General features: G+C 64.5%; 17 protein-coding genes and 2 tRNA genes. 3 read left to right on the forward strand and 16 right to left on the reverse strand.

The annotated features are described in order from the left end of the window. Positions 1–2 precede the first annotated feature (2 nt). The 6 genes from ABIB78_RS15125 to ABIB78_RS15150 form a co-directional block, all read right to left on the reverse strand. Positions 3–2,882, reverse strand: coding sequence for a valine--tRNA ligase (locus tag ABIB78_RS15125; RefSeq protein WP_429025712.1), 2,880 nt, complete (start codon positions 2,880–2,882; stop codon positions 3–5). Between the two features lie 187 nt (positions 2,883–3,069). Continuing rightward, complete coding sequence (locus tag ABIB78_RS15130; protein ID WP_429025715.1) at positions 3,070–3,801, reverse strand: PopZ family protein; 732 nt, start codon at positions 3,799–3,801, stop codon at positions 3,070–3,072. A gap of 334 nt (positions 3,802–4,135) precedes the next feature. Continuing rightward, a complete protein-coding gene (locus ABIB78_RS15135) occupies positions 4,136–5,539 on the reverse strand; it encodes a TolC family outer membrane protein (RefSeq protein WP_429025717.1) in 1,404 nt (467 codons plus the stop codon). Positions 5,540–5,751: 212 nt separating this feature from the next. After that, the gene (locus tag ABIB78_RS15140) at positions 5,752–6,417 is read right to left on the reverse strand and encodes a protein-L-isoaspartate O-methyltransferase family protein (RefSeq protein WP_429025719.1); all 666 of its coding nucleotides are present in this window, start codon (positions 6,415–6,417) and stop codon (positions 5,752–5,754) included. A 135-nt stretch (positions 6,418–6,552) separates the two neighbouring features. Continuing rightward, positions 6,553–6,732 carry a hypothetical protein gene (locus ABIB78_RS15145; protein ID WP_028331942.1) on the reverse strand — a complete coding sequence of 60 codons (180 nt, stop codon included), beginning with the start codon at positions 6,730–6,732 and terminating at the stop codon, positions 6,553–6,555. 133 nt (positions 6,733–6,865) lie between these two features. After that, positions 6,866–6,940 (reverse strand) — tRNA-Asn (locus ABIB78_RS15150). 273 nt (positions 6,941–7,213) lie between these two features. Here ABIB78_RS15150 and ABIB78_RS15155 point away from each other — a divergent pair. Together ABIB78_RS15155 and ABIB78_RS15160 are read left to right on the forward strand one after the other, a co-directional pair. Then, entirely contained in the window at positions 7,214–7,369 is a 156-nt protein-coding gene (locus ABIB78_RS15155; protein ID WP_429025721.1) for a hypothetical protein, read from the forward strand. A 224-nt stretch (positions 7,370–7,593) separates the two neighbouring features. After that, a complete protein-coding gene (locus tag ABIB78_RS15160; RefSeq protein WP_342711317.1) occupies positions 7,594–7,776 on the forward strand; it encodes a hypothetical protein in 183 nt (60 codons plus the stop codon). 43 nt (positions 7,777–7,819) lie between these two features. Here the strand turns inward: ABIB78_RS15160 and ABIB78_RS15165 are convergent. The 6 genes from ABIB78_RS15165 to ABIB78_RS15190 all read right to left on the reverse strand — a co-directional run bounded on the left by ABIB78_RS15165 (position 7,820) and on the right by ABIB78_RS15190 (position 17,882). After that, a tRNA-Cys gene (locus ABIB78_RS15165) sits at positions 7,820–7,893 on the reverse strand. Positions 7,894–7,948: 55 nt separating this feature from the next. Next, a complete protein-coding gene (locus tag ABIB78_RS15170) occupies positions 7,949–8,674 on the reverse strand; it encodes a tRNA-uridine aminocarboxypropyltransferase (RefSeq protein ID WP_429025723.1) in 726 nt (241 codons plus the stop codon). Positions 8,675–8,711: 37 nt separating this feature from the next. Then, complete coding sequence (locus ABIB78_RS15175) at positions 8,712–11,816, reverse strand: efflux RND transporter permease subunit (protein WP_429025725.1); 3,105 nt, start codon at positions 11,814–11,816, stop codon at positions 8,712–8,714. Next, positions 11,813–14,941 carry an efflux RND transporter permease subunit gene (locus tag ABIB78_RS15180; RefSeq protein ID WP_429025727.1) on the reverse strand — a complete coding sequence of 1,043 codons (3,129 nt, stop codon included), beginning with the start codon at positions 14,939–14,941 and terminating at the stop codon, positions 11,813–11,815. The genes ABIB78_RS15175 and ABIB78_RS15180 overlap by 4 nt, the downstream gene beginning before the upstream one ends. Before the next feature lie 48 nt (positions 14,942–14,989). Beyond that, positions 14,990–16,423: an efflux RND transporter periplasmic adaptor subunit gene (locus ABIB78_RS15185; RefSeq protein ID WP_429025728.1), complete on the reverse strand. Its 1,434-nt coding sequence runs from the start codon at positions 16,421–16,423 to the stop codon at positions 14,990–14,992. Further along, positions 16,413–17,882, reverse strand: coding sequence for an efflux transporter outer membrane subunit (locus ABIB78_RS15190; RefSeq protein WP_429026155.1), 1,470 nt, complete (start codon positions 17,880–17,882; stop codon positions 16,413–16,415). The genes ABIB78_RS15185 and ABIB78_RS15190 overlap by 11 nt, the downstream gene beginning before the upstream one ends. A gap of 604 nt (positions 17,883–18,486) precedes the next feature. On the opposite strand from ABIB78_RS15190, the gene ABIB78_RS15195 reads away from it, so the two are divergent. Next, complete coding sequence (locus tag ABIB78_RS15195; protein ID WP_429025730.1) at positions 18,487–19,521, forward strand: cysteine synthase A; 1,035 nt, start codon at positions 18,487–18,489, stop codon at positions 19,519–19,521. A 63-nt stretch (positions 19,522–19,584) separates the two neighbouring features. Here the strand turns inward: ABIB78_RS15195 and ABIB78_RS15200 are convergent, their stop codons facing one another. The 4 genes from ABIB78_RS15200 to ABIB78_RS15215 are packed head-to-tail and all read right to left on the reverse strand — an operon-like array spanning position 19,585 to position 24,099. Continuing rightward, positions 19,585–20,325, reverse strand: coding sequence for an amino acid ABC transporter ATP-binding protein (locus tag ABIB78_RS15200; RefSeq protein ID WP_429025733.1), 741 nt, complete (start codon positions 20,323–20,325; stop codon positions 19,585–19,587). 11 nt (positions 20,326–20,336) lie between these two features. Next, on the reverse strand, positions 20,337–21,857 hold the full coding sequence (locus ABIB78_RS15205) for an amino acid ABC transporter permease (RefSeq protein ID WP_429025735.1): 1,521 nt from the start codon (positions 21,855–21,857) through the stop codon (positions 20,337–20,339). Beyond that, positions 21,854–23,059: an amino acid ABC transporter permease gene (locus ABIB78_RS15210; protein ID WP_429025738.1), complete on the reverse strand. Its 1,206-nt coding sequence runs from the start codon at positions 23,057–23,059 to the stop codon at positions 21,854–21,856. The genes ABIB78_RS15205 and ABIB78_RS15210 overlap by 4 nt, the downstream gene beginning before the upstream one ends. A 23-nt stretch (positions 23,060–23,082) precedes the next feature. Next, positions 23,083–24,099 (reverse strand): amino acid ABC transporter substrate-binding protein, encoded by a 1,017-nt coding sequence (locus ABIB78_RS15215; RefSeq protein ID WP_429025740.1) that lies wholly within the window; start codon positions 24,097–24,099, stop codon positions 23,083–23,085. Positions 24,100–24,419 lie beyond the last annotated feature (320 nt).

Genomic DNA, 24,419 nt, shown 5'->3' on the forward strand with positions numbered 1-24,419 from the left:
CGTTATGACGCCTTCTTCAGCCGCTCGATCGCCTCGAGGATCTTGGCCCGGCGCTCCATCGCGGCCTCGCGCTTTTCCTTCTCTTCCTCGACGAGCTCTTCCGGTGCGTTGGCGACGAATTTCTCGTTGGAGAGTTTGGCGTCGACCCGCTTGATGTCGGCGTCGGCCTTGCCGAGCTCCTTCTCCAGCCGCGCCCGTTCGGCCGCGAGATCGATCACGCCCTTCAGCGGCAGCGCGACGACTTCACCGCGGACGAGAAGCTGCATCGCCCCTTCCGGCGCAGCGTCCGCGAAGGAGATGTCCGACAGCCGCGCGAGGCGCTTGATGGTGTCGTTCCAGCGCTGCGCGCGGTCCCGGGTCTCGTCGGAGTTGGTCACGATCACGAGCGGCGTCAGCGTCGACGGCGGAATGTTCATTTCCGCCTTCACCGAACGCATAGCAGTGACGAGATCCACCACCCACCCGATCTCGGCTTCGGCTGCGGGGTCGCTGAACTCGTCCGCGTCGAGCGCAGCAATGACCGGCGGAATGATCGGATCGACCACTGGACCTGCGGTCGCGATTGCGGCCAGCTGCTCGCCGGTCACGCCCGATTTGCGCGGCCAGGAGGCCAACACCAGGAGGCCATCGCGCTTTGCGGTCACGGCCCACAGCTCTTCGGTGATGAAGGGCATGAACGGGTGCAGCAGCTTGAGGATCTCGTCCCGCGCCCAGGCGATCATGGCGCGGGTCTCGGCTTTCGCCGCGCCCTCCTCGCCCATCAGCACGGGCTTTGCCAGTTCGAGATACCAGTCGCAGAACACGTTCCACACGAAGCGGTAGATCGCGCCCGCGGCATCGTTGAAGCGGTGATCCTCGATCGTCTCGGTCACCTCGCGGGTGACGCGCGAGGTTTCGTGCGCGATCCAGCGGTTCAACGTTTCCTTCAACGTTTCTTTGGCGCCCTTCGGATCGAAACCATCCGGCTTCACGCACTCGTTCATCTCGGCGAAGCGGCAGGCGTTCCAGAACTTGGTCGCAAAATTGCGGTTGGTCTCGACCAGATGCGGCGACAGGCGGATGTCGTGGCCCTGCGCCGCCTCGCGGGTCAGCGCGAAGCGCAGCGCGTCGGCGCCGTATTCGTCGATCACGCCGAGCGGATCGATGACGTTGCCCTTCGACTTCGACATCTTCGCGCCCTTCTCGTCACGGACGAGGCGGTGGATGTAGACGGTCGAGAACGGCGCTTCCTTCATGAAGTGGAGGCCCATCATCATCATGCGGGCGACCCAGAAGAAGATGATGTCGAAGCCCGTGACCAGCGTGTTGGTCGGGTAGTAGCGCGCGACCTCCGGGGTGTCGTCCGGCCAGCCCAGCGTCGAGAACGGCCACAGCGCCGACGAGAACCAGGTGTCGAGCACGTCTTCGTCACGCGTGATGAAGCCCTCGCGCTTGGCGGGGTCGACCGCCATGTCGTGGCCCTGCTCCGGCGTGATGACTTCCTGCTCGACATAGTAGCCGAGCGCGTTGCCGACTGCCTCTTCCTCGATCTCGGCCACGAACACCTTGCCGTCGGGTCCGTACCAGGCCGGAATCTGATGGCCCCACCAGAGCTGGCGCGAGATGCACCAGGGTTGGATGTTCTCCATCCACTCGAAATAGGTCTTTTCCCAGTTCTTCGGCACGAAGGTGGTTTCGCCCGAGCGCACCGCAGCGATTGCCGGCTGCGCCAGTGTCTTGGCGTCGACATACCACTGGTCGGTGAGATACGGCTCGATCACGACGCCGGAGCGGTCGCCATGCGGCACCATGTGGGTATTGGGCTCGATCCGCTCGAGGAAGCCGAACTCCTCCAGCCGCGCCACGATCTTCTTGCGCGCGGCGAAGCGCTCGATCCCCTGAAACTCTGCCGCGAACTCGCCGGCGCCCGTCGGCAAGCCGCGCAGATAGTCCTCGTTGTCGACCAGGCTGAGGCAGCCTTCCTGGTCGAGCACGCTGATCTGCGGCAGGCCGTGGCGCTTGCCGATCTCGAAGTCGTTGAAGTCGTGCGCCGGCGTCACCTTGACCGCGCCCGAGCCCTTTTCCGGATCGGAATAGTCGTCCGCAACGATCGGAATCCTGCGCCCGACCAGCGGCAGGATGACGTGCTGGCCGACGAGATCGGTGTAGCGCTCGTCGTCCGGATGCACCGCGACCGCGGTGTCGCCCAGCATCGTCTCGGGTCGCGTCGTCGCGACCACGATGAACGACTTGGGATCTTCGGGGCTGAAGCTGCGGCCATCGAGCGGATAGCGCAGGTACCAGAGATGGCCCTTGACCTCGACCTGCTGCACTTCGAGATCGGAGATCGCGGTGAGCAGCTTCGGGTCCCAGTTGACCAGGCGCTTGTCCTTGTAGATCAGGCCCTGGCGGTGCAGTTCGACGAACACCTTGACGACGGCGCGCGACAGGCCCTCGTCCATCGTGAAGCGCTCGCGCGACCAGTCGCAGGACGCGCCGAGGCGCTTGAGCTGGTTGACGATGGTACCGCCGCTCTCGGCCTTCCACTGCCAGACCCGCTCGAGGAATTTGGCGCGTCCCATGTCGCGCCGTCCCGGCTCCTGCCGTTCCATCAGCTGACGCTCGACCACCATCTGGGTGGCGATACCGGCATGGTCGGTGCCGGGCTGCCACAGCACGTCACGGCCGCGCATCCGCTCGAAGCGGCACAGGATGTCCTGCAGCGTGTTGTTGAGCGCGTGGCCCATGTGCAGCGAGCCGGTCACGTTCGGCGGCGGGATCACGATGGTGAAAGGCGCGGCATCCCTGCGCTCAGGCCGGCCGGCCTTGAACGCGCCGCTCTCCTCCCAGATCTGGGCCATCCGGAGCTCGATATCGGCGGGCTGGTAGTTTTTCTCGATCATGACAATGCGCTGTGGACCATGGGGAAAGGCTAGAAAGCCGCCGGAGCGCACCAAGTCAACCGGACCGGCACGTCAAAACGGCGTTTAGGGCATTTGGGGAGCTGAATGGGGGCCGCCAGGCCACTGCGGCCGGGGGCACAACCGCCCGGCCCGGAGCTCTCGCCCACGGCGCTAGCGCCCGGTGGAGCTACCGCCCACGGGATACCCGTTCGATCTCGGCCTTGACGATCCGCTCGACCAGGCCCGGCAGGTTGTCGTCCAGCCAGGACTTCAGCATCGGTCGCAGCATTTCCTTGACCAGATCCTCCAGCGTCCGGGCATTGCTGCTCAGCACGGTGTTGGCCAGCGAGTTGAAGGCGGACTCGACCGCCCGCATCGTGGTTCCCGAGATGATCTGCTGCATCGGCGCGGTCTCGATCGGCGGCTGTTCCCGGATCGGCTCTCGAACCGTCTCCCGGCTCCGGGCCTCCGTGAACTCGACATCGTCCTGCGGCTCGACCTTGCGGAACGACGGCGTTGCCGCCGCCGCGGGGGCCGGGTCCGGCAGCGCCATGTCGTCGGTGAGCTCGAACACATCGGCTTCGGGTTGCGGCGACGGCCTGATCTCGGCCGCGGGTGTCGCCTCGTCGAGGCTAGCCAAGAGCGAATCGATGTCGTCCTGACTGTTGCTGGCCGGCGCGGGCGACGGTGATTTCGGCGCGGGCGCGGCCTTCGCGGCCGGTGGCGCCGCGGGCGGCGGGCTCTTCATCGCGGGCTTGGCTGCTGGTGGTGGCGGCTCGATCTTCGGCGGCGGCGGTGCAGCGGCAACCGCAGGCTTCTCTGACACGGCCGGCTTCGCTTCGTCGTCGGCAATGATGCGACGGATCGACGCCAGGATCTCCTCCATCGAGGGCTCTTGGACCTTCGCAGGTTGCGTCATCTCCGACTCCACATCGAAACGATTTTACATCAAGCCCGAGAGGATTCGCCGGTTCCGATGATGCGGGCGGAGATTTTCGTTGCTCCCGCCCGACTTGTCCCCAGATCAAGCCCGCCCGAGGCTTTGTGCAAGCTTCGTGTCGCCCAATGCAGCGTGATCATAGGTGGCGTCGCACCTGTCATCACGCTACTGCGGCGCGCCGCGAATCGCCTTGCTGCCCGACAAAACGGTATGTCAGGCCAATTATCGATTGCAAGCAAACGCGCCTGTTTGTGGTCCTGATTAACTCAGGACCACAAACATGGCGCGACAAGCGACGATGACGTGAAGGTGTTTAGCGGCCGTCGGGCGTGCGTACGCCGGCCCAGTTGTCACGAACCTGCTGATAATGCACGCTGGGATCGTAGACATTGGTCGAAAGGCCCATCACCTGCGGCGACAACCGGCCGATGTAGTTCAGCACATTGTAGGACGCGACGACGCGATCGTGCTGCGCAGTGACGAGCGAGTTGCGGGCATTGACCAGCGCCTGCTGCGCATTGAGCACGTCGAGCGTGGTGCGCTGCCCGGCCTTGGCCTCTTCACGCACGCCGTTCAGCGCGATCTCGGACGCGGCCACCTGTGCCTGCGCCGACGCCACCTGCGACTTGCCCGCGACCAATTGGCCCCATGCCGTGACGACATTGGCGCGTGCCTGATCCCGGGTCTGTTCCAGAACGAGGCGCTGCTGCGAGAGCGATTCCTTCGACTGGCGGATCAGCGAGTATTCCGTGCCGCCCTGGTAGATCGGCACCGACAGCTGGACCGCGGCCCCCGCACTGAACGCGCGCTGCGTGATCATGGTCTGCTCGTATTGCTGCTGCGCTGACGCCTGCAGCGTGAGCGACGGGAACAGCGCGCCTTCGGCGACCTTGACCTGCAGGAAGTTGATATCGACGCCGAACATTGCCGAGGTGACGTTCGGGTTCTGGGTCAGAGCCAGTTCGACGGCAGACGCGAGCGTCGTCGGCAGGAACCGGTCGACCGGTGAGCCCGGCGCGAGATTCTGCGGCTCGTTGCCGATGATGCGGCGGTAGTTCGACCGCGTCGTCGTGAGCTGCGATTCCGCGGTCAATTGCTGGGTTCTGCCGGCCGCGAGCTGCGCCTCGGATTGCGCGACGTCGGTGCGTGTCACTTCGCCGACATTGAAGCGGTCCTGGGTCTGCTTCAACGTCTGCTCGAGCACGCGCGTATTGCTGCGCTGAACTTCGACGATCGCGGCGTCGCGGAGATAGTCCATATAGATCGTCGCCGCGCTCAGGAGCACGGTCTGCTCCAGCACGCGCAAGGCCTCGCGCGCCGAGGATACCTGGCTTTCAGCCTGGCGCACCTTGGGGGCGTTTTGCGCATTGAACAGCGACTGGTTAACCGTGAGACCCGCACTGCGCGGCGCGTTGGCGCCATGGATATCGGTGCGCAGGACTGCGGTCGGTGTACCGCCCTGGGTCGTAAGCGTGTCGGTGTACTGATACCCCGCGCTCGCCGTCAGTGCGACTTTCGGGCGATAACCCGAGAGCGCCTGCGGAACGTTTTCGTCGGTTGACCGCACCTGCGCGCGCTGCGCGTTCAGCTGGGGATTGTTCTGATATGACCGCACCAGCGCGGACTCGATCGTTTCGGCCAGTGCGGGCACAGGGCCCAACTCAGCCAATAGAAGGACGGCAGTCGCAGCCGCGGTGACAACCTTCACCCCACGCATCCCCGGAAATCCAATCATTGTAGTCGCCGATTCCATGACAAACGGGCCCGGCGTCGCTTCAGACGAAGTGAGTCCGGCCTCACCTTAGTCCGCAGCTAAGGGCAACGGAACTACCCAGCAACGGAACTCGGTGGAAACTCTTCACATGGGGCAAACGGGCCACACTTCTGATTCGGAACGGGATTTTATCTGCTGACGCAGCGCGGTAACGGTCAGAAGACGAAGGCGGGATGCTGTTCGAATCCGGGCAGCACGGGGGCCGTGGCGTCGAACAGCTCGCGATGTCCGAAATCCCCGTGGGAGTGAGTCACAAGGGTGGCGCGCGGCGGCCGGGCCAGGCCGAACACCCCGACCAGCCGGCCCCCCTCCTTGAGCTGGCCAAACAGCCCGGTCGGAACAATCTCGGTCGCGCCATTGAGGACGATGACGTCAAAGGGCGCGCCCGTGGCATCGCCGTCGGCGGCCGCCGCGGTCTTCACGGTCACATTCTGGATGCCGAGCTGGGCCAACACTGCGGTCGCCTTTGCGGCCAGCGCCGGGTCGCTCTCGGTCGCGCTGACCTGGGCGGCAAAGCGCGCCACGATGGCCGCGGCATAGCCGGTTGCGCAGCCGACGACCAGGACGCGGTCGGTGGCCTTGATCTCGGCGGCCTGCAGCATCCTGGCGAGCAGCGCCGGCGTGATCAGGCAGCGCTTGGCCGCGCCGCCCTCAGTCACATCGAGATCAAGGTCCAGATAGGCCAGCGCCTGCTTGCCGGCCGGCACGAAAACCTCGCGCGGCACGGTCAGCATGGCATCGAGAATACGATCATCGGTCACGTCGCTCGGACGCACCTGACCATCGACCATGTACTGGCGCGCGGTCGAAAAACCGGTCATTGGCGGGACCCTGCAAGTCGCGGCATTGCCGCTGGAGAAGCTAGAACAGGGCCATCTTTTGGAACAAGCTCCGCCAAAACGCAACACGCCGTTGGCGTGCAAGACGCGCTCCCAAAACGCGCTCCATGGTGCGGTCTATTCGATCGTGACGGCGAGCCGGCCGATCAGGCGGGCCACCTCATCGAGATGCTCGGAATCATGTTCCTCGACGGCCTTTGCGAGCCGGCGAACGCATTCGTCATCACTGATATCAGGAGCATCATTCGGAACAAGCGTCGGCTGCGGCATCGACAGGTCGATCAAGTTAATGGTCATCAAAAATCACCTCTCAAGACCCGGCAAGACGAAGTGTCGACGGCTATTGAGTCGATTTGACGACGTCTTTGGCCTACCCGCAGCGGACCACGGGCTTGTGAACGGCGATGAGGGGCGTTGATGGGGCCAGAACTGGCTCCCCGGGCTGGATTCGAACCAGCGACCATTCGATTAACAGTCGAATGCTCTACCGCTGAGCTACCGAGGAATAGGCGAACATCTGTTCGCGAGCGGGCAGCGTATAACAAAGCCTTTCGGCCTTGCAAAGAACCAAATGGGCTCCGCCGCCAAACTTTAACGGGGCCGGGAAGCCGCTGCGGCACAAGGGTTTACCTCCGTCCTGCCGGGCTACGTGCCGGGATACGCTTGCCCGGCAGCGTGTCTGCTTCGGCTTGGAGACGGCGGCGGCGATCGCGCCATACGGCGATTCCCTATCGGACAGAATGCAGAGCGCCCCGCTATCACGTGGGCGATGGCGGCGATGAACAGCGCGGTCGCCGCAATCGAGGCGACCGTCCGCACGTGGCTCCAGAAGGTCCCGCCGCGCCCAACGCTGTCCCGCTGGCGTGCGATCGGCGACAATCCTGCAATCGTTGCCTTCATTGTCACGCCTCCCCAAAACTCCTGCGATATTTGACGGCCATAAATACCGCCGGGAAGTCCGGACGAGTTTTTCGAGAGATGTGATTTGTCTCACACGAGGTGCGGCCGAGCCGACCTAGGTTCCCGAAAAAAGAGGTCATCAGCGATTTATTAACTAAAGCGGGCGCCATCGTTCTTTTCATAAAATTCGAACGAATCGCTCAATCCGGACCGAAGACAGTTTTGCGACCATAGCGCGCTCGGACCTCGGAGAGCGCGATGAGCGAAGTCGAATTTGATCTGCTGCTGGACGCCGTGCGAACGGCGATCGCGCCTATTGCTCAGGAGGATTTCGTGGCTCAACCGTCGCCCCGCATTCAGCCGCCGCCGCGCGCCGCCAATGACAACCAGGCGCCGTGGCCGCTGATTCCGTTTCCTGAAGGTTGGTACGCCACGAGCTAACGCGGCTTCTCATGTATTGGCTGCAAGCCATTGATGAGATGAGTGGAGGCCACGACCAGAATTGAACTGGTGTACACGGTTTTGCAGACCGTTGCGTAACCACTCCGCCACGTGGCCCCTTGCGGCGCACTTCATATACGCCCTCTCCGCGATAGGCAACCAAGCCGCACAGCTAACGCCGGCGCTTCCGGAAATCCCGCTTCTTCGGTTTTGGCGCCAATTCCGGCATTTCGGACTGAACTTCCCGGAATCTCGTCAGCATCCGCTCGAAACTATCAATCAACGTTGCGGCAATATCCGGCCGCTTCTCCAGTCCCGCCAGTAGGATCGCGGTCGCCTCGATGGTGGACAGGCCGTCGCGTCGCGGTTCCCGGCGCAGCTTGCCATAGCGCGAGGGCCGTTTCGGTCCGAGAATCACCCGCTGGCACTTCAGCATCCAGGCATTGCGCCACCACAGCGCCTTGGCCTGGCTCCAGGTGCCGTCGAGCAGCACGATGCCCTCGATGTCGGAGAGGATCGCGCGCTGATGCGGCTCAAGCTCACCCTTGCGGTTGATCGCGACGATTTCGGCATCGGTATCGAGGTCTTCGACCTTGGCCGAGCCGAGATAGAGCACCGCCCAGCGCGATGGATCGGCCACCGGCCGGCCGAGCGCCTTGGCAAGACTCGGCCAGGACAGGCCGATCCGGAACACGGCGTTCTCGAAATGCCGCGCGGTCAGCCGCGCGGTGCCGAGCGCCCTGTCCTGCTCCTGCGGATGCTGCAGGATCAGAAGCCGGATGCGGCTTTCGATCGGCGTGACGCTGTCGCAGACGCACAGCGGCAGCGGCTTGCCGCAATGCGGGCACTCCGCGATCTCGGCGGCAACTTCGGTCTTTGCTTCGGTCGGTTCGGACATCGCTTCGCTATACGCGCGCGGAGCCGTGCAATTCAACCTATTCCGCCGGGGCGTGCACGCCTGACGGCGCCGAGCGCTGACGCAGCCGGTCGATCAGGAGATAGATCACCGGCGTGGTGTAGAGCGTCAGGATCTGCGAGACGAACAGGCCGCCGATGATGGTGATGCCGAGCGGCCGGCGCAGTTCGGTGCCCGGGCCGGTGGCGATGACCAGCGGAATGCCGGCGAACAGCGCGGCCATGGTCGTCATCAGGATCGGGCGGAAGCGCGCCCGGCACGCCTCGAAGATCGCATCCCGCGACGACAGGCCCTGATGCCGCTCGGCCTCGAGCGCGAAGTCGACCATCATGATGCCGTTCTTCTTGACGATGCCGATCAGCAGGATGATGCCGACGAAGGCGATCACCGTCAGCGGCGTGTTGGTCACCTGCAGCGCCAGCAAGGCGCCGAGGCCGGCCGATGGCAGCGTCGAGATGATCGTGATCGGATGCGCCAGGCTCTCATAGAGCACGCCGAGCACGATATACATCGCGACCAGCGCGCCGAGGATCAGGAGCGGCTGCCGCCCGCTGGTCTTGTTGAAGTCGCCTGCATTGCCGTCGAAGCTGCCGCGAATACCCTCGGGCATGTGCAGCTCGTCGACCGCCTGCTGGATGTTCGTGGTCGCGACCTCCAAGGGCACGTCCGGCAGCAGATTGAACGACACCGTGGTCGAGGGGAAGCCGCCGGAGTGATAGACCGCGAGCGCCGACAATCCGCGCTGGTAGTGCACCAGCGCCGATAGCGGCACCTGTACGTCATTGGCCCCTGCGACATAGATGCGATCGAGATTCGACGGGTCGCTCTGGAATTTCGGATCGATCTCGAGCACCACCATGTACTGGTTGCGCTGGGTGTAGATGATCGAGATCTGCCGCTGCGAGAAGGCGTTGTTGAGCGCGTTGTCGATGTCCTGCACCCGGACGCCGAGGCTGGAGGCGATCTTGCGGTCGATCACGAGGTTGAGCTGCAGCCCGCCGGGATCGCGGTCGGACGAGACGTCCGTGATGCCCTCCACCGTCTCCATGCGCTTGGCCACGATCGGCGCCCATTTCTGCAACAGATCGAGATCGGTCGAGGCGAGCGTGTACTGGTAGTCGGAGTCGCTCTGCCGGCCGCCGGTACGGATATCTTGGGCGGCGAACATGAACAGGCGGATGCCCGGCACCATGAACAGGTTGCGGCGCAGCCGGTCGATCACCTGTGTAGTCGAAAGCCCTCCCCGCTCCCCCGGCGGCTTCAGGCTGATGAACATGGTGCCGCGGTTGGAGGTGGCGCCGCCCGGGCCGCCGCCGGAACCGACCGACGAGCCGATGCCGGCGACCGCGGGATCGGCCATCACGATGTCGGCGAGCCGCTGCTGCAGGGAGAGCATCGCCTGGAACGAGATATCCGCCGAGGCCCGCGTCGAGCCGATGACAAAGCCGCTGTCGTCGGTCGGGAAATAGCCCTTCGGCGTCTTGATGTAGAGCGTCACCGTCAGCGCGACGGTGGCGAAGAACACCACCAGGGTCAGGAAGGGATAGCCGAGCACGATCCGCAGCGTCGACGTGTAGAACGCCACAACCCGCGACAGCGTGCCCTCGATGGCGCGGTCATACCAGGTGGCGTGATCCGAGGTCGCCTCCTTGATGTAATGTGCGCAGATCATCGGCGTGATCGTCAGCGACACCACGGTCGACACGATGATTGCAAACGTCAGGGTCAGCGAGAATTCGCGCAACAGCCGGCCGACGATGCCGTCCATGAAGATCAGCGGCGTAAAAGCCGCGATCAGCGACAGCGAGATCGAGAGCACTGTGAAGCCGATCTGCTTGGCGCCCTCGACCGCGGCCGGATATGGCGCCATGCCCTGCTCGAGATTGCGGTACATGTTCTCGATCATCACGATGGCGTCGTCGACCACAAAGCCGACGGAGATCGCGAGCGCCATCAGCGACAGATTGTCGATCGAGAAGCCGGCGAGCCACATCCCGGCGCAGGTGCCAGTCAGTGCCAGCGGCACCGAGACGCCGGCGGCAATCGTCGGCACGACCCGGCGCAGAAACACGAACACCACGACCATGACCAGCACGGCGGTCGCTAGCAGCGTGAACTGCATGTCCTCGACGCTGGCGCGAATCGTGCCGGTGCGATCGACCAGGGTCGATATCTCGACGCCGGCCGGGATCCACTTCTTCAGTTCCGGCAGCAGCCTGCGAACGCCGTCGACGGTATCGATGACGTTGGCGTCGCCCTGTTTCGTGATCTGGATCAACACCGCCGGCTGCTTGTTGAACCAGGCAATCGAGCGCGAATTGCGGACGGAGTCCTCGACCTCGGCGACGTCGGAGAGGCGGACAAAATTGCCGTTCTTGCTCTTGATGACGATGTCGCGGAATTCGGCTGCGGTGCGCATCTGCTTGTTGATCGAAAGCGTTTCGCTCAGCCGGTCGCCATTGAAGATGCCGACGGGACCCAAAGGATTGGCATTGATGATCGCGAGCCGGACGTCGTCCGTCGCGATTCCGGCATTCGCCAGCGACACCGGATTGAGCGCGATGCGCACGGCCGGCTGGTCGGCGCCGCTGACCGTCACCTCGCCGACCCCCGGCACCTGCGAGATGCGCTGCGCCAGCACGGTGTCGGCGACGTCGTACATCGCGCTGGTCGAGATCGTCTTCGAGGTCAGTGCCAGTACGAACACGGGTGCTGCGGCCGGATTGGCCTTACGGAATCTCGGCAGCGACGGCAGGTCGCTCGGCAGATCGGCGAGCGACGCGTTGATCGCGGCCTGCACGTCGCGCGCGGCGCGGTCGATGTTGCGGCCGATCGAGAACTGCACCTGGATGCTGGTGATGCCGAGCGAACTCGTCGAGGTGATCTGGTCGACGCCCGAAATGGTGCCGAGCTTGCGCTCCAGCGGCGCGGCGACGGTCGCGGCCATCACCGAGGGATCGGCACCAGGCCGGGACGCCGACACCCGGATGGTCGGGAAGTCGACATTCGGGACCGACGACACCGGCAGAAACTCGTAGGCGACGATCCCGACCAGGAGCAGCCCGATCGCCAGCAGCGTGGTGCCCACCGGCCGGCGGATAAAGGGCTCCGAGATCGAGATCACTGCATGCCCTCGGTGGCGCCCGCGATCGGCGGACCGCTGGGACCTGGCTCGGGCACTGCCCGCTCGATCCGGCGATTGAGCCGATCGAGCGCGAGATAGATCACCGGCGTGGTGTAGAGCGTCAGCAACTGGCTCAGCAGCAGGCCGCCGATGATCGAGATGCCAAGCGGGAAGCGCAGCTCGGCGCCGGTGCCGCTTTCGATCGCGAGCGGCAGCGCGCCGAACAGCGCCGCCAATGTCGTCATCATGATCGGCCGGAAGCGCAACAGGCAGGCCTGCACAATGGCGTCATAGGACGACATGCCCTTGTGACGCTCGGCCTCGAGCGCGAAGTCGATCATCATGATCGCGTTCTTCTTGACGATGCCCATCAACAGAATGATGCCGATCAGGCCGATCACCGAGAGGTCCTGCCCGCACAGCATCAGGGCGAGGATGGCGCCGACGCCGGCCGAGGGCAGCGTCGACAGGATGGTGATCGGATGGATGTAGCTCTCGTAGAGCACGCCGAGCACGATGTAGATCGTGATGATCGCGGCCAGGATCAGCCAGGGCTGTCCGGCGAGTGAGCGCGCGAATTCGGCGGCATCGCCGGAATAGATGCCGACGATGCTGCCAGGCATCCCGATCCGGGTCTCGATCGCCTTCACCGCCTCGACCGCATCGCCGAGCGCCTCGCCCGGCGCCAGGTTGAAGCTGAGCGAGACCGACGGGAATTGCGCCTGGTGCGAAATCGCGAGCGGAGCCGTGGTACGGACCAGCGTCGCCACCGCCGACAGCGGCACCTGCGCGCCATTGGCACCCGGCAGATAGAGCTTGTCGAGGATCGACGGGTCACGCTGATACATCGGCAGCGCCTCGAGCACCACGCGGTACTGGTTGGCCTGGCCGTAGATCGTCGAGATTTGCCGCTGCGCAAAGGCATCGTTCAGCGTATCGGTGACGCCCTGCAAATTGACGCCGAGCTGGCCGGCGCGCTGGCGGTTGATGTCGAGCGCCGCGCGCAGGCCCCCGTCCTGTGCCTCCGACGAGACATCGCGGAAGATCGGGTCGCGCCGCATCTCGGCGACAAGCTTCTGCGCCCATTGCGAGACCTCGGCGGCATCGGTCGCGGTCAGCGTGTACTGGTATTGCGAACGGCTCGACTGGGTCGAGATCTGCACGTCCTGCACCGGCTGGAAGTAGACGGTCATGCCGGGCACCGTCGCGATCTTCTGCTTGAGCCGCTCGATCACCTTGACGACGCCCTCGCGCCGCTGGTCGAGCGGCTTCAGCGTCATCACCAGGCGGCCGACATTGGTGGTCGGATTGACCGAGCCCGAGCCGATCACCGAGACCACACCGACCACGTCTGGATCGGCCTTGATGATGTCGGCGACTGCGCCTTGCCGCCGCTGCATCTCGGCGAACGAAACGTCGGGTCCGGCCTCGGTCACCGCCGTGATCGATGAGGTGTCCTGCAACGGCAGAAAGCCCTTCGGCGCCAGCACATACATGATCAGCGTCAGCGCGATGGTCGCGAACGTCACCAAGAGCGTAGCGCGCTGGCGCTGCAGCACCCAGAGCAGCGACCGATGGTAGAACTCCACCATCCGATCGATGAAGCGGCTGACCGCGGCAAGGCCCGGGACCGCCATCTCCTCATGGATGTTCTTGAGCAGCCGCGAGCACATCATCGGCGTCAGGGTCAGCGAGACGATCGCCGAGGTCACGACCGCGATCGTCAGCGTCAGCGCGAACTCGCGGAACATGCGGCCGACCAGGCCGGACATGAACAACAGCGGGATGAACACCGCGATCAGCGACACCGTCAGCGAGATCACCGTGAAGCCGATTTCGCTGGCGCCTCTCAGCGAGGCCTCCATCACCGTCTCGCCGTCTTCCATGTGGCGGACGATGTTCTCGATCATCACGATGGCGTCGTCGACCACGAAGCCGGTTCCGATGGTCAACGCCATCAGCGACAGATTGTCGAGGCTGAAGCCGGCGAAATACATGATGCCGAAGCTCGTGATCAGCGACAGCGGCAGTGCGACGCCGGCGATCAGGGTCGCGCGCAGCGACCGCAGGAACAACAGCACCACGAGCGTCACCAGCACCACGCTCAGGATCAGCGTGAACTGCACGTCGTGGACCGAGGCGCGGATCGTCACGGTGCGGTCGGAAACGATGGTCAGCTTGACGCCGGCCGGGACCGCCCGTTGCAGCCGCGGGATTTCGGCGCGGATCTGCTTGACGACGTCGATGACGTTGGCGCCGGGCTGGCGCTGGATATCGATGATGACGGCCGGCGTGCCCTGGTACCAGCCGCCGGTGCGGTCGTTCTCGAGCCCGTCGACGATCTGCGCGACGTCGCCGATCGTGACCGGTGAGCCGTTGCGGTAGGCAATGATGATCGGCCGGTAGGCGTCGGCCGCGGCGATCTGGTCGTTGGCGGCGATGGTGTAGGACTGCTGGGCGCCGTCGAGCGATCCTTTCGGCCCCGACACGTTGGCGCCGGCGATCGCGTTGCGCAAATCCTCCATCGCGATGCCATAGGCCGCAAGCCGGGCAAGGTCAGCCTGCACGCGTACCGCCGGCTTCAGGCCGCCGAGGATCGAGACCCGGCCGACGCCGGAAATCTGGCTCAGCCGTTGGCCCAGGATGGTGTCGGCGAGATCGCTCATCGCCCGCAGCGAGATCGTGTCCGAAGTCAGCGCCAAGGTCATGACCGGCGCGTCCGCCGGGTTCACCTTGGCGTAGACAGGCGGATACGGCAGCGTCTTCGGCAAAATGCCGGCGGCGGCATTGATGGCGGCCTGCACGTCCTGCGTGGCGCCGTCGATGTCGCGGTTGAGATCGAACTGCAGCGATATCTGGCTGACGCCGAACGAGCTGGTCGAGTTCATCGACGACAGCGACGGGATCTGCCCGAGCTGCCGCTCCAACGGGGCCGTGATCAGCGAGGCGACCACGTCAGGGCTCGCGCCCGGCAATTGCGTCGTCACCTGCACGGTCGGAAAGTCGACCTGCGGCAGCGCCGAGACCGGGAGCGCCCAATAGCCGAGCGCGCCGCCGATCATCAGCGCGATGCCGAGCAGCGAGGTGGCGATCGGCCGGCGGATGAACGGTTCGGAGACGCTCATGGTTGCGTGCTCGCTGTAAGGTCGGACATTACGAGGTCAGGATGCCTGTCATGGCTGCGCCTTCGGCGCGCCGCCCGACGGTTCGCCCCCTGCCGCCGGCGCCGGCCCGGTCTGCCCCTTCTGATCGCCCTCGCTGTGGTCGCGCCGGCCGCGATGCTCGCCGTTCTTGGCCTGCCCGTCCTGCTTGCCGCTCTGACCCTCGCCTTGCGCCCCGCGCTTGCCGTCGGGATTGCGGCTGCGCTTGCGTGGCGCGAGATCGGCGGCCGGCGGCCCGTCGTCCTTGCCGACCACGACCTTCGAGCCGTCGGCGAGATTGGCGAAGCCCGTCGTCACGACGCGGTCCGACGTGGTCAGGCCGCCGGCGATGACGGCCTCATGCTCGTTCTGCTGCGTGACCGTAACCGGCTTGGCGGTGACGACGTCGCCCTCGCCTATCACGTAGCTGAAGGTGCCGGCGGGACCGCGCTGCACCGCCGAGGTCGGCACCACGATGGCCTGCGGCAGCGTCTCGACCTTGAGGCGCACATTGACGAACTGGCCGGGCCAGAGCTGGTAGCTGGCATTCGGGAGTTCGGCCTTCAGCTTCAGCGTGCCGGTGGTCGGATCGACCTGATTGTCGATGCCGGTCAGCTTGCCGGTGTCGATCACGGTGATGCCGTCATTGCCGAACACGTCGACCGCGAGCTGTCCCTTCGCCGCCGCGGCGTTCACCCGCATGATCTGCTGCTGCGGCAGGCTGAACCACACCGCGATCGGCTGCAGCTGGGTCAGGATCACGAGCCCGGTGGTGTCCGAGGCGTGGATGATGTTGCCCTGGTCGACCTGTCGCAGACCGGCGCGCCCCGCAATCGGCGCAACGATCTTGGTGTAGCTCAGCGTCGCCGCCGCGTTGTCGATCGCGGCCTGGTCGGCCTTGATCAGCGCCTCCTGCTGCGCGACCAGCGCGCGCTGCGTGTCGGCCTGCTGCTTGGAGCCGGCATTGCTGGCGGCAAGCTGCTCATAGCGGGCGAGGTCGAGCTTCTGGTTGGCAAGCAGCGCGACGTCCTGCGCCTTCTTGGCGACGGCCTGATCGTATTGCGCCTGATAGATCGCGGAATCGATCTCGCCCAGCACGTCGTCCTTCTTGACGTCCTGGCCCTCGACGAAATTCACCTTGAGCAGCTTGCCGTCGACCTGCGAACGGACGGTGACCGTGTTCAGCGCCTTCACCGAGCCGACGCCGTCGAGATAGACCGGCACGTCCTGCACGTGCGGGGTCGCTGCAAGCACCGGCACCGGCAGATCCGGCCGCCCGTTTGCACCGCGCCCGCCGCCTCCCCCTTGCTTGGGCTGGAAGGCGAGCCAGCCGAGATAGCCGAGCCCGCCAAGGATCACCAGGGTGATGAGCAGCGACACCATGCGCCCAAGCAGGCGCGAGGCCAGGCTCCGCTTGCGCGGCGCAGTGCTTTTCTTATCGTCCGTCGAGTCGGGCTTAAAGAGCATCGACCGGTCTTTCCACTTTCGGCTCCCAGCCGCCCCCCAAGGCCTGATACAGGCTCACGATCGCCAATAGCCGGGCGAGCTGGGCCTGGGAATAAGCATCTTCCGCCTGGAACAGGGTCAGCTGCGTATTTAGCACAGTTACGATGTCGGCGGTGCCGGCCTTGAGCTGCTGCTCGGCAAGGTCGAAGGCGCGCCGCGACGACGACAGCACGTCGCGCTGCAGCTGCAGCCGCAGCGCGGTCTCGCGAATAGCGACCAGCGCGTTGTCGACATCGGTGAACGACTGCACCACCGTCTTGCGATAGGTCTGCAGCAGCTCATCCTGCCGCGCCTTCGCATTCTCGAAATTGCCGAGGATCCTCCCGCCGTCGAAGATCGGCTGGGTCATGCCGCCGACCAGGTTGAAGAAGGCCGCATGCGGCTGGAACAGCGAGACCAGCGCCTGGCTCTGGTAGCCGCCGGTCCCGGTCAGCTGGATGCTCGGGAAGAACTGCGCCCGCGCGCTGCCGACGTTGGCAGTGGCGGATGCGAGCTGCGCCTCCTGGCGCCGGATATCGGGACGCTGGGTCAGCAATTCGGACGGCAGGCCCGGCGTGACACGGGGGATAACAACGGAGTCGAGCGAGCCGCCGGCGACGCGCACGCTCTCCGGGGGCCGCGATACCAGCACCGCGAGCGCATTGATATTCTGGTCGAGCGTCTGCCGCAGCGGCGGCACCAGAGCGCGCTGGTTGGCGAGCACGCTCTCCTGCTGCGCGACGTCGAGATCCGAGCTGGTGCCGGCCTTGAAGCGCTCCTTGATCGCATTGAGGATGCGCTCGGCGCTGGCAATGTTGCGCTGCGCGGTGCGCAGCCGGTCCTGGGTGGCGAGCACCGTGAAATAGGCGTTGGCGACGCTCGCGAACGTGGTCAGCGCCACCACCTCGCGGTCGAACCGGTTGGCGACGGCGGTTTCCTCCGCCGCCTGCGCGGCGTCACGGTTCTGGCCCCAGAAGTCGAGCTGATAGCTCGCACTCAGCGAGGCGCTGTAATTCACCACCTCGCGCCCGCCATTGGTGAGGCCGCTGGCGCTCGAGCCGGAGGTGCGCGAGTAGGTTTCCGATCCATTGAGACTGAGGGTCGGCAGCAGCGCCGCGCCGGCCTGCCGCGCCAGCGCGTCGGCCTGGCGGAAGCGCGCCACAGCCGCCGCGATATCGAGGTTGACGGTCTGCGCCTCCTCCATCAGCTGCGTCAGCTCCTTTGAGCGGAAGCCGCGCCACCAGTCGAGGGTCGGAAGCGCATCGCCGGGCCGGCCCAGACGCGCGGCCTTGTAGCCCTGCGGCACGTCGAGCGCCGGATCGGGGATGTCCTGGGTCAGGATGCAGCCGGCGGAGCCCGCGACCAGGCCGAGCGCAACGAGCGCGCGCCCCGCGAGCCGCCGCGCGCGGACGGCGAGGCCGATCCCGCCTCCAGGCACCATCACGGACGCGGGCTGGGTCACACCCGTTCTCCGCCGGAGCCAGACTTCGCCCATGGCGCACGAACGACGCGTTCAGCGATGGTCTGGGTGACGTTCACGGGGTAATGCTTTCAATGGAACCTGGCTGTCCCATCCTACCCTTGGGACGATGGGGCGGACAGCCCTGTCACGATTGCGCGACGTCGCATCGCGAGTGATTCGTGGCTACCGTGAATGCCGACTTTTCCCTATTTTTACGGCATTTCCGCGCATTTCAGACCCTGCCGGGCGTCACCATTCTTACAAAGATTTCATGGGGATTTCTCGGCCCCTGTTGCACCGAATCCGCAAGAAGCGCCGATCTCACGGTGCCGCACACCCCGCCGTCAGGTCTTGAATTGGTCTGCCGTACACAACTGACGCAAAACCGCAGACCGCAGGATGATTCTGCCAGGCGGCCCGACCGCAGCAAAACACCGTTCTCCCAGAGCCCGCTGCATCCGCGCTCGCGAGGTCAAGCGTGCCAGAACCGCCATTTGCCGCAGCGCAAAAGCCCTTCCCTTTTTCGATCAGCACACTAGGTTCGCGGCAAGCAAGACACAGACCGGCAAAGAAATTCCCCGACATGACATTCAACGAAGACGTCATCGAAGCGATCGGCAACACGCCGCTCATCAAGCTGAAGCGCGCATCCGAGCTGACCGGCTGCACCATTCTCGGCAAGGCCGAATTCATGAATCCGGGCCAGTCGGTGAAGGATCGCGCCGGCAAATGGATGATCCTGGAGGCCGAGAAGCGCGGCGATCTGAAGCCCGGTGGCCTGGTGGTCGAATCGACCGCCGGCAATACCGGGATCGGGCTGGCCGTCGTGGCGAGTGCGCGCGGCTACCGCACCCTGATCGTCATTCCGGAGACGCAGAGCCAGGAAAAGAAGGACATGCTGCGGCTGTGCGGGGCCGAACTCGTCGAGGCGCCGGCGCTGCCCTTCTCCAACCCGAACAACTATCAGCATCTCGGCAAGCGTCTCGCCGAGACGCTTCGCAAGACCGAACCGAACGGCGTGCTGTTCGCCGACCAGTGGAACAACCTCGACAATCCGAAGGCGCATTACGACTCGACCGGACCGGAAATCTGGCAGCAGACCAACGGCAAGATCGATGGCTTCATCTGCTCGGTCGGTACCGGCGGCACGCTCGCCGGCATCAGCCGCTACCTGAAGGAAAAGAACAAGGACGTCGTCACCGCCTGCGCCGATCCGCACGGCTTCGCGATGTACGAACTGTTCAAGCACGGCCAGGTCAAATCGACGCCCGGCGACTCGATCACCGAAGGCATCGGACTCGGACGCAAGACATCGGTTATCGAGACGGCGAACGTCGACGATGCGTTCCTGATTTCCGACGAGGAAGCCGTGACCATCATCTATGAGCTGCTGGAGCACGAAGGCCTGTGCCTCGGCGGCTCGACCGGCATCAACATCGCGGGCGCGATCCAGCTCGCCAAGCAGCTCGGCCCCGGCAAGACCATCGTCACCATTCTCTGCGACTCCGGCAACCGCTATCAGTCCAAGCTGTTCAACCCGGCCTTCATGCGTTCGAAGAACCTGCCGGTCCCGGAATGGCTGGAAAAGCGCAGCAAGATCGAGCTGCCGTTCGTTTAGGAAGCGAATGGTGAGTGGCGAATAGCGAGAAGCTCTATTCGCCTTTCGCTACGCCCTGCTCGTTCATCGCAAAATCTGACTCAAGAACAGCTTTGACCGCGCGTGCTGCGGGTTGGCGAAGAATTCCTGCGGCGTGTTCGACTCGATAATCTGGCCGGCGTCCATGAACACGACGCGATTGGCGACCTCGCGCGCGAAACCCATTTCGTGGGTCACGACCAGCATGGTCATGCCTTCCCTGGCGAGATCGACCATGGTGTCGAGCACCTCCTTGACCATTTCCGGGTCGAGTGCCGAGGTCGGCTCGTCGAACAGCATCACCTTCGGGTTCATGGACAGCGCGCGGGCGATCGCGACGCGCTGCTGCTGGCCGCCGGACATCTGGCCGGGAAACTTATTGGCCTGATGCGGGATCTTGACGCGCTCGAGGAACTTCATCGCTGTCGCCTCCGCATCCTTCTTCGGGATGTTGCGCACCCAGATCGGCGCCAGCGTGCAATTGTCGAGCACGGTGAGATGCGGGAACAGGTTGAAACTCTGGAACACCATGCCGACCTCGCGGCGCACCTCGTCGACGCGGCGCAGGTTCGGGCCGAGGTCGATACCGTCGACCACGATCTCGCCCTCCTGGAATTCCTCCAGCGCGTTGATGCAGCGGATCAGGGTCGACTTGCCCGAGCCGGACGGGCCGCAGATCACGATGCGCTCGCCCTTGCCGACCTCGAGGTTGATGTCGCGCAACACATGGAAGTCGCCGTACCATTTGTTGAGAGCGGAAATGTTGACGATCGGGGTTGTGGACATGGTGACCTTGTTCAGTGGCGGCGGTGAGCGTTGAGCCGGTTTTCGACGAACAGCGAGTAGCGCGACATTCCAAAGCAGAACACGAAGTAGATCATTCCGGCAAACGCAAAGCCGGTAAAGGCCGTGGTCGGCGTCGACCAGGTCGGGTCCGAGAACGATGCCCGCAGAGAACCTAACAGATCGAACAGCGCCACGATCGACACCAGCGAGGTGTCCTTGAACAGCGAGATGAAGCTGTTGACGATACCGGGAATGACGTAGCGCAGCGCCTGCGGCAGTACGATCAGCGACGTCGTCTTCCACCAGGACAGACCGAGCGCCGATGCGGCCTCCGCCTGCCCGCGCGCCACCGCCGCGAGCCCGCCCCTGATCACCTCGGCCATATAGGCGCCGGTAAAGATCGCCACGCCGATCAGGGCACGCAACAGGCCGTCGACGGCGAAATTGCCCGGAACGAACAGCGGTAGCATGTAGGTGGCGAAGAACAGCACCGTGATCAACGGCACGCCGCGCCAGAATTCGATGAAGGCGATCGAGAAGATCCGGATCAGCGGGATGGTCGAGCGGCGGCCGAGCGCGAGCGCAATCCCGATCGGCATCGAGGCGACGATCCCGGTGATCGCGATCACCAGCGTCACCAGGAGGCCGCCCCACAGTCGCGTGTCGACGATGGGAAAGCCACCGCGATCGAGCCCCATCAGCCTGATGCCAACCGCTATCCCGACAAACGTCAGCAGGCTCACGATCAGCGCCCTGCGACCGGTGCGCACGCCGCCTCCGAGCACAAACAGCACGGCGGAGACGATCACCGCGGTAACGAGGAAGTCGCCCCAGACCGGCAGCGACGAGGCCTGCAACTGATCGCGTAGCCAGGTCAACGGAAAGATCAACCAATGGATCAGAACGCCGACCAGGACGAGCACCTCACCCAATACCCACAGCAGCGGGGCGATCGCCGAACTTTTGCTGAGATTGACCAGCAGATCGCCGGCGCCGCCGATGCTCTGCTCGAACAGCTGCAACAAGCCGGCAGTCCAGCTCACGCCGAAGCCTGCGATGCCGCCGCCATGCAGCAGGAAGAACGCCACCGCCGGAAACGCAAAGAAGAACAGGCCGGAGTTCAGCCCCTTGGCCGGCAGGCGCGGCATCAGCAGGGGCAGCAACAGCGCGGCGCCGAGCGCATATGTCAGATTGACGCGCCAGCGCTGGGCTTCCGGATAGAAGCCATAGATCAGCTGCGTCAGCTTGGCCTGAATATAGGGCCAGCAGGCGCCAACCTCGTGGCCTGCCTTTTCGGCGAGGCAGGCGGTGCGATCCTTGCCGGTCCAGACCGCGTCGACCAGCAGGAACTTGACCGCCGGGACAACGATGTACCAGGCCAGCAATAACCCGAGGATCGTGAGCAGGATGTTGCCCGGCGAATTCAACAGCCGCGTTCGCAGGAAGCCGATGAAGCCGGTCGTCTTCGCCGGCGCCGCACGCTCGGCGACCAGATCCTGCCGGACAAAGGACGAGGCGGAGATATCCGTCATGCCGCCATGCTCCGGTTGATGCGCCAGCCATAGATGCTCATCAGCGCGCTCGTCGTCAGCGAGAGCAGCAGATAGACGCCCATCGTCATGGCGATGATCTCGATCGCCTGCCCGGTCTGGCTCACCGCTGTGCCGGCGAACACCGAGACAAGATCTGGATAGCCGATCGCCACCGCCAGCGACGAATTCTTGGTGAGATTGAGGTACTGGCTGGTCAGCGGCGGCACGATGACGCGCATCGCCTGCGGCACCACGATCAGCCGCAGCGCAGCGGCGCGGCTGAGGCCGAGCGACGAGCCCGCCTCCATCTGTCCCTTGTGGACCGACATGACGCCGGCGCGGACGATCTCGGCAATGAAGGCCCCCGTGTAGGTCGACAACGCGACCGTCAGCGCAACGAATTCGGGGATGATCCGCGCGCCGCCGGCGAAGTTGAAGCCTTTCAGCTGCGGCAGTTCGAAGTTCAACGGCCAGCCGAAGACCAGCATCGAGACCAGCGGCAGCCCCACCAGGCCCCCCAGCGCATAGGGCCAGATCCGGATCATCTGCCCGCGCTCGAACAGGGCGCGCCGCGCGTAGTGCCGCAAGCCCAGCGTTACGACGATGCCGATCGCAAGCGCCGCCAGGAACGGATAGAGCCCCGGCTCGCTGACCGGCTGCGGCACGATCACGCCGCGATTGTTGAGGAAGAACGTACTGAAGATCGAGATGCTCTGCCGCGGCGCCGGCAGCGCCGCGAGCACTGCGAGATACCAGAACAGGATCTGGAACAAGAGCGGCAAGTTCCGGACGATCTCGACATAGATGCCGCCGATCCGCGACAGCAGCCAGTTCGGCGACAACCGGCACAGCGCCACGATGAAGCCGATCACGGTAGCGAAGACAACGCCGATCACCGAGACCAGGATCGTGTTCAACAAGCCGACGAAGAACACCCGCCAGTAGGTGTCGGAGTTGTTGTAGGCGATCAGGCTCTGATTGACGTCAAAGCCCGCATTGTAATTGAGGAAGCCGAAGCCCGACGCAATGTGCTGGGTTTCCAGGTTTGTGCGCGCATTCGCCACGATCTCATAGGCGATCCAGGCCACGATCGCGGCGAAGGCAATCTGGGCGGCCAATCCGTTCCAGCCGGTCTTGCCGCCAAGCGCACGCTTCAGCCTAAGGGCAAGTTGCAATGGTGGTTTGCGGGGCCCGATGCTCATCGCGGCAGCCGATGGCCGATCGATCAGCGGATCGGCGGCGCGTACTGGATCCCGCCCTTGTTCCAGAGATTGTTGACGCCACGGGCGATGCCGAGCGGCGAGCCGGTGCCGACATTGCGCTCGAATGTCTCGCCGTAATTGCCGACCGCCTTCACGATCCGCACCACCCAATCCTTGGTGAGGCCGAGCTGTTCGCCCAGATTGCCGTCGGTGCCGAGCACTCGCTTCATCTCCGGCTTGTCCGATTTGAGCATCGTGTCGACATTCTTCTGGGTGATGCCGAGTTCCTCGGCATTGATCATCGCAAACAGCGTCCACTTCACGATGTCGAACCACTGGTCGTCGCCATGGCGCACCATTGGCCCCAGCGGCTCCTTGGAAATGATTTCCGGGAGCACGATGTGATCGGCGGGGTTCGCGAGCTTCAAACGGCTGGCATAGAGCCCCGAGGCGTCGTCGGTGAAGACGTCGCAGCGTCCCGATTCATAGGCTTTGACGGCCTCGTCAATGCTGCCGAACGCGATCACCTCGTACTTCATGTTGTTGCCCTTGAAGAAGTCGGCGAGGTTCTGCTCCGTCGTGGTGCCGGTCTGCACGCAGACCGACGCGCTGTTCAATTCGAGCGCCGAATTGACCTTGAGCGACTTCTTCACCATGAAGCCCTGCCCGTCATAATAGGTCACGCCGGTGAAATTGGCGCCGAGCGAGGTATCGCGCGACACCGTCCAGGTAGTGTTGCGCGACAGCACGTCGATCTCGCCGGACTGCAGCGCGGTGAAGCGATCCTTCGCCGACAGCGGCACGAACTTGACCTTGATCGGGTCGTCGAGCACCACGGCAGCAATGGCCCGGCACACGTCGACGTCGATCCCGGTCCAATTGCCCTTGTCGTCCGGTGATGAAAAGCCAGGCAGGCCCTGGCTGACGCCGCAGGACAGCTGACCCCGGTCCTTGATCGTCTTGAGGGTTTGCGCCGAGGCCGCCTGGACCGACAGGACGGCGGCAGCGGCAAGGATGACAGCCAAGGATACGCATTTCATGGGCAGGGCCTTTCGGGGTCGTCCGTTGGACGTTGCTTTGTGATCGCCTCGCGTTCACGGGCCATCCCAATGATCCCCTGCAGCAAAAAATGCCGATCTGACCGGTAGTTTGACGTGCAAACCGGCCAGGCAACGGATCGTAGGTCGCGGCAGGCCCCTCAACGTGCGGCGACTGGTAGTTGCGGCGCATCACATAGCGACTGACGAGCCGGGTCAAGGGGTTGACGCATGTCTTCTACCTCTTGTTAGTAACACGTCCCGGCGCAGCCCTGTCTTCCCGACGCGGTACGGCTGCGGCAAGAAGTCTAACGTCTAAAGTC

This window comes from Bradyrhizobium sp. I1.14.4, from assembly GCF_050435825.1.
In the GTDB taxonomy this organism is placed as follows: Bacteria; Pseudomonadota; Alphaproteobacteria; order Rhizobiales; family Xanthobacteraceae; genus Bradyrhizobium.

Bases quoted from the DNA above. Each gene is read 5' to 3' on its own strand.
- ABIB78_RS15125 (WP_429025712.1), bottom strand. From the start codon at position 2,882: ATGATCGAGAAAAACTACCAGCCCGCCGATATCGAGCTCCGGATGGCC.
- ABIB78_RS15130 (WP_429025715.1), bottom strand. From the start codon at position 3,801: ATGACGCAACCTGCGAAGGTCCAAGAGCCCTCGATGGAGGAGATCCTG.
- ABIB78_RS15135 (WP_429025717.1), bottom strand. From the start codon at position 5,539: ATGCGTGGGGTGAAGGTTGTCACCGCGGCTGCGACTGCCGTCCTTCTA.
- ABIB78_RS15140 (WP_429025719.1), bottom strand. From the start codon at position 6,417: ATGACCGGTTTTTCGACCGCGCGCCAGTACATGGTCGATGGTCAGGTG.
- ABIB78_RS15145 (WP_028331942.1), bottom strand. From the start codon at position 6,732: ATGACCATTAACTTGATCGACCTGTCGATGCCGCAGCCGACGCTTGTT.
- ABIB78_RS15155 (WP_429025721.1), top strand. From the start codon at position 7,214: ATGAACAGCGCGGTCGCCGCAATCGAGGCGACCGTCCGCACGTGGCTC.
- ABIB78_RS15160 (WP_342711317.1), top strand. From the start codon at position 7,594: ATGAGCGAAGTCGAATTTGATCTGCTGCTGGACGCCGTGCGAACGGCG.
- ABIB78_RS15170 (WP_429025723.1), bottom strand. From the start codon at position 8,674: ATGTCCGAACCGACCGAAGCAAAGACCGAAGTTGCCGCCGAGATCGCG.
- ABIB78_RS15180 (WP_429025727.1), bottom strand. From the start codon at position 14,941: ATGAGCGTCTCCGAACCGTTCATCCGCCGGCCGATCGCCACCTCGCTG.
- ABIB78_RS15185 (WP_429025728.1), bottom strand. From the start codon at position 16,423: ATGCTCTTTAAGCCCGACTCGACGGACGATAAGAAAAGCACTGCGCCG.
- ABIB78_RS15190 (WP_429026155.1), bottom strand. From the start codon at position 17,882: ATGGTGCCTGGAGGCGGGATCGGCCTCGCCGTCCGCGCGCGGCGGCTC.
- ABIB78_RS15195 (WP_429025730.1), top strand. From the start codon at position 18,487: ATGACATTCAACGAAGACGTCATCGAAGCGATCGGCAACACGCCGCTC.
- ABIB78_RS15200 (WP_429025733.1), bottom strand. From the start codon at position 20,325: ATGTCCACAACCCCGATCGTCAACATTTCCGCTCTCAACAAATGGTAC.
- ABIB78_RS15205 (WP_429025735.1), bottom strand. From the start codon at position 21,857: ATGACGGATATCTCCGCCTCGTCCTTTGTCCGGCAGGATCTGGTCGCC.
- ABIB78_RS15210 (WP_429025738.1), bottom strand. From the start codon at position 23,059: ATGAGCATCGGGCCCCGCAAACCACCATTGCAACTTGCCCTTAGGCTG.
- ABIB78_RS15215 (WP_429025740.1), bottom strand. From the start codon at position 24,099: ATGAAATGCGTATCCTTGGCTGTCATCCTTGCCGCTGCCGCCGTCCTG.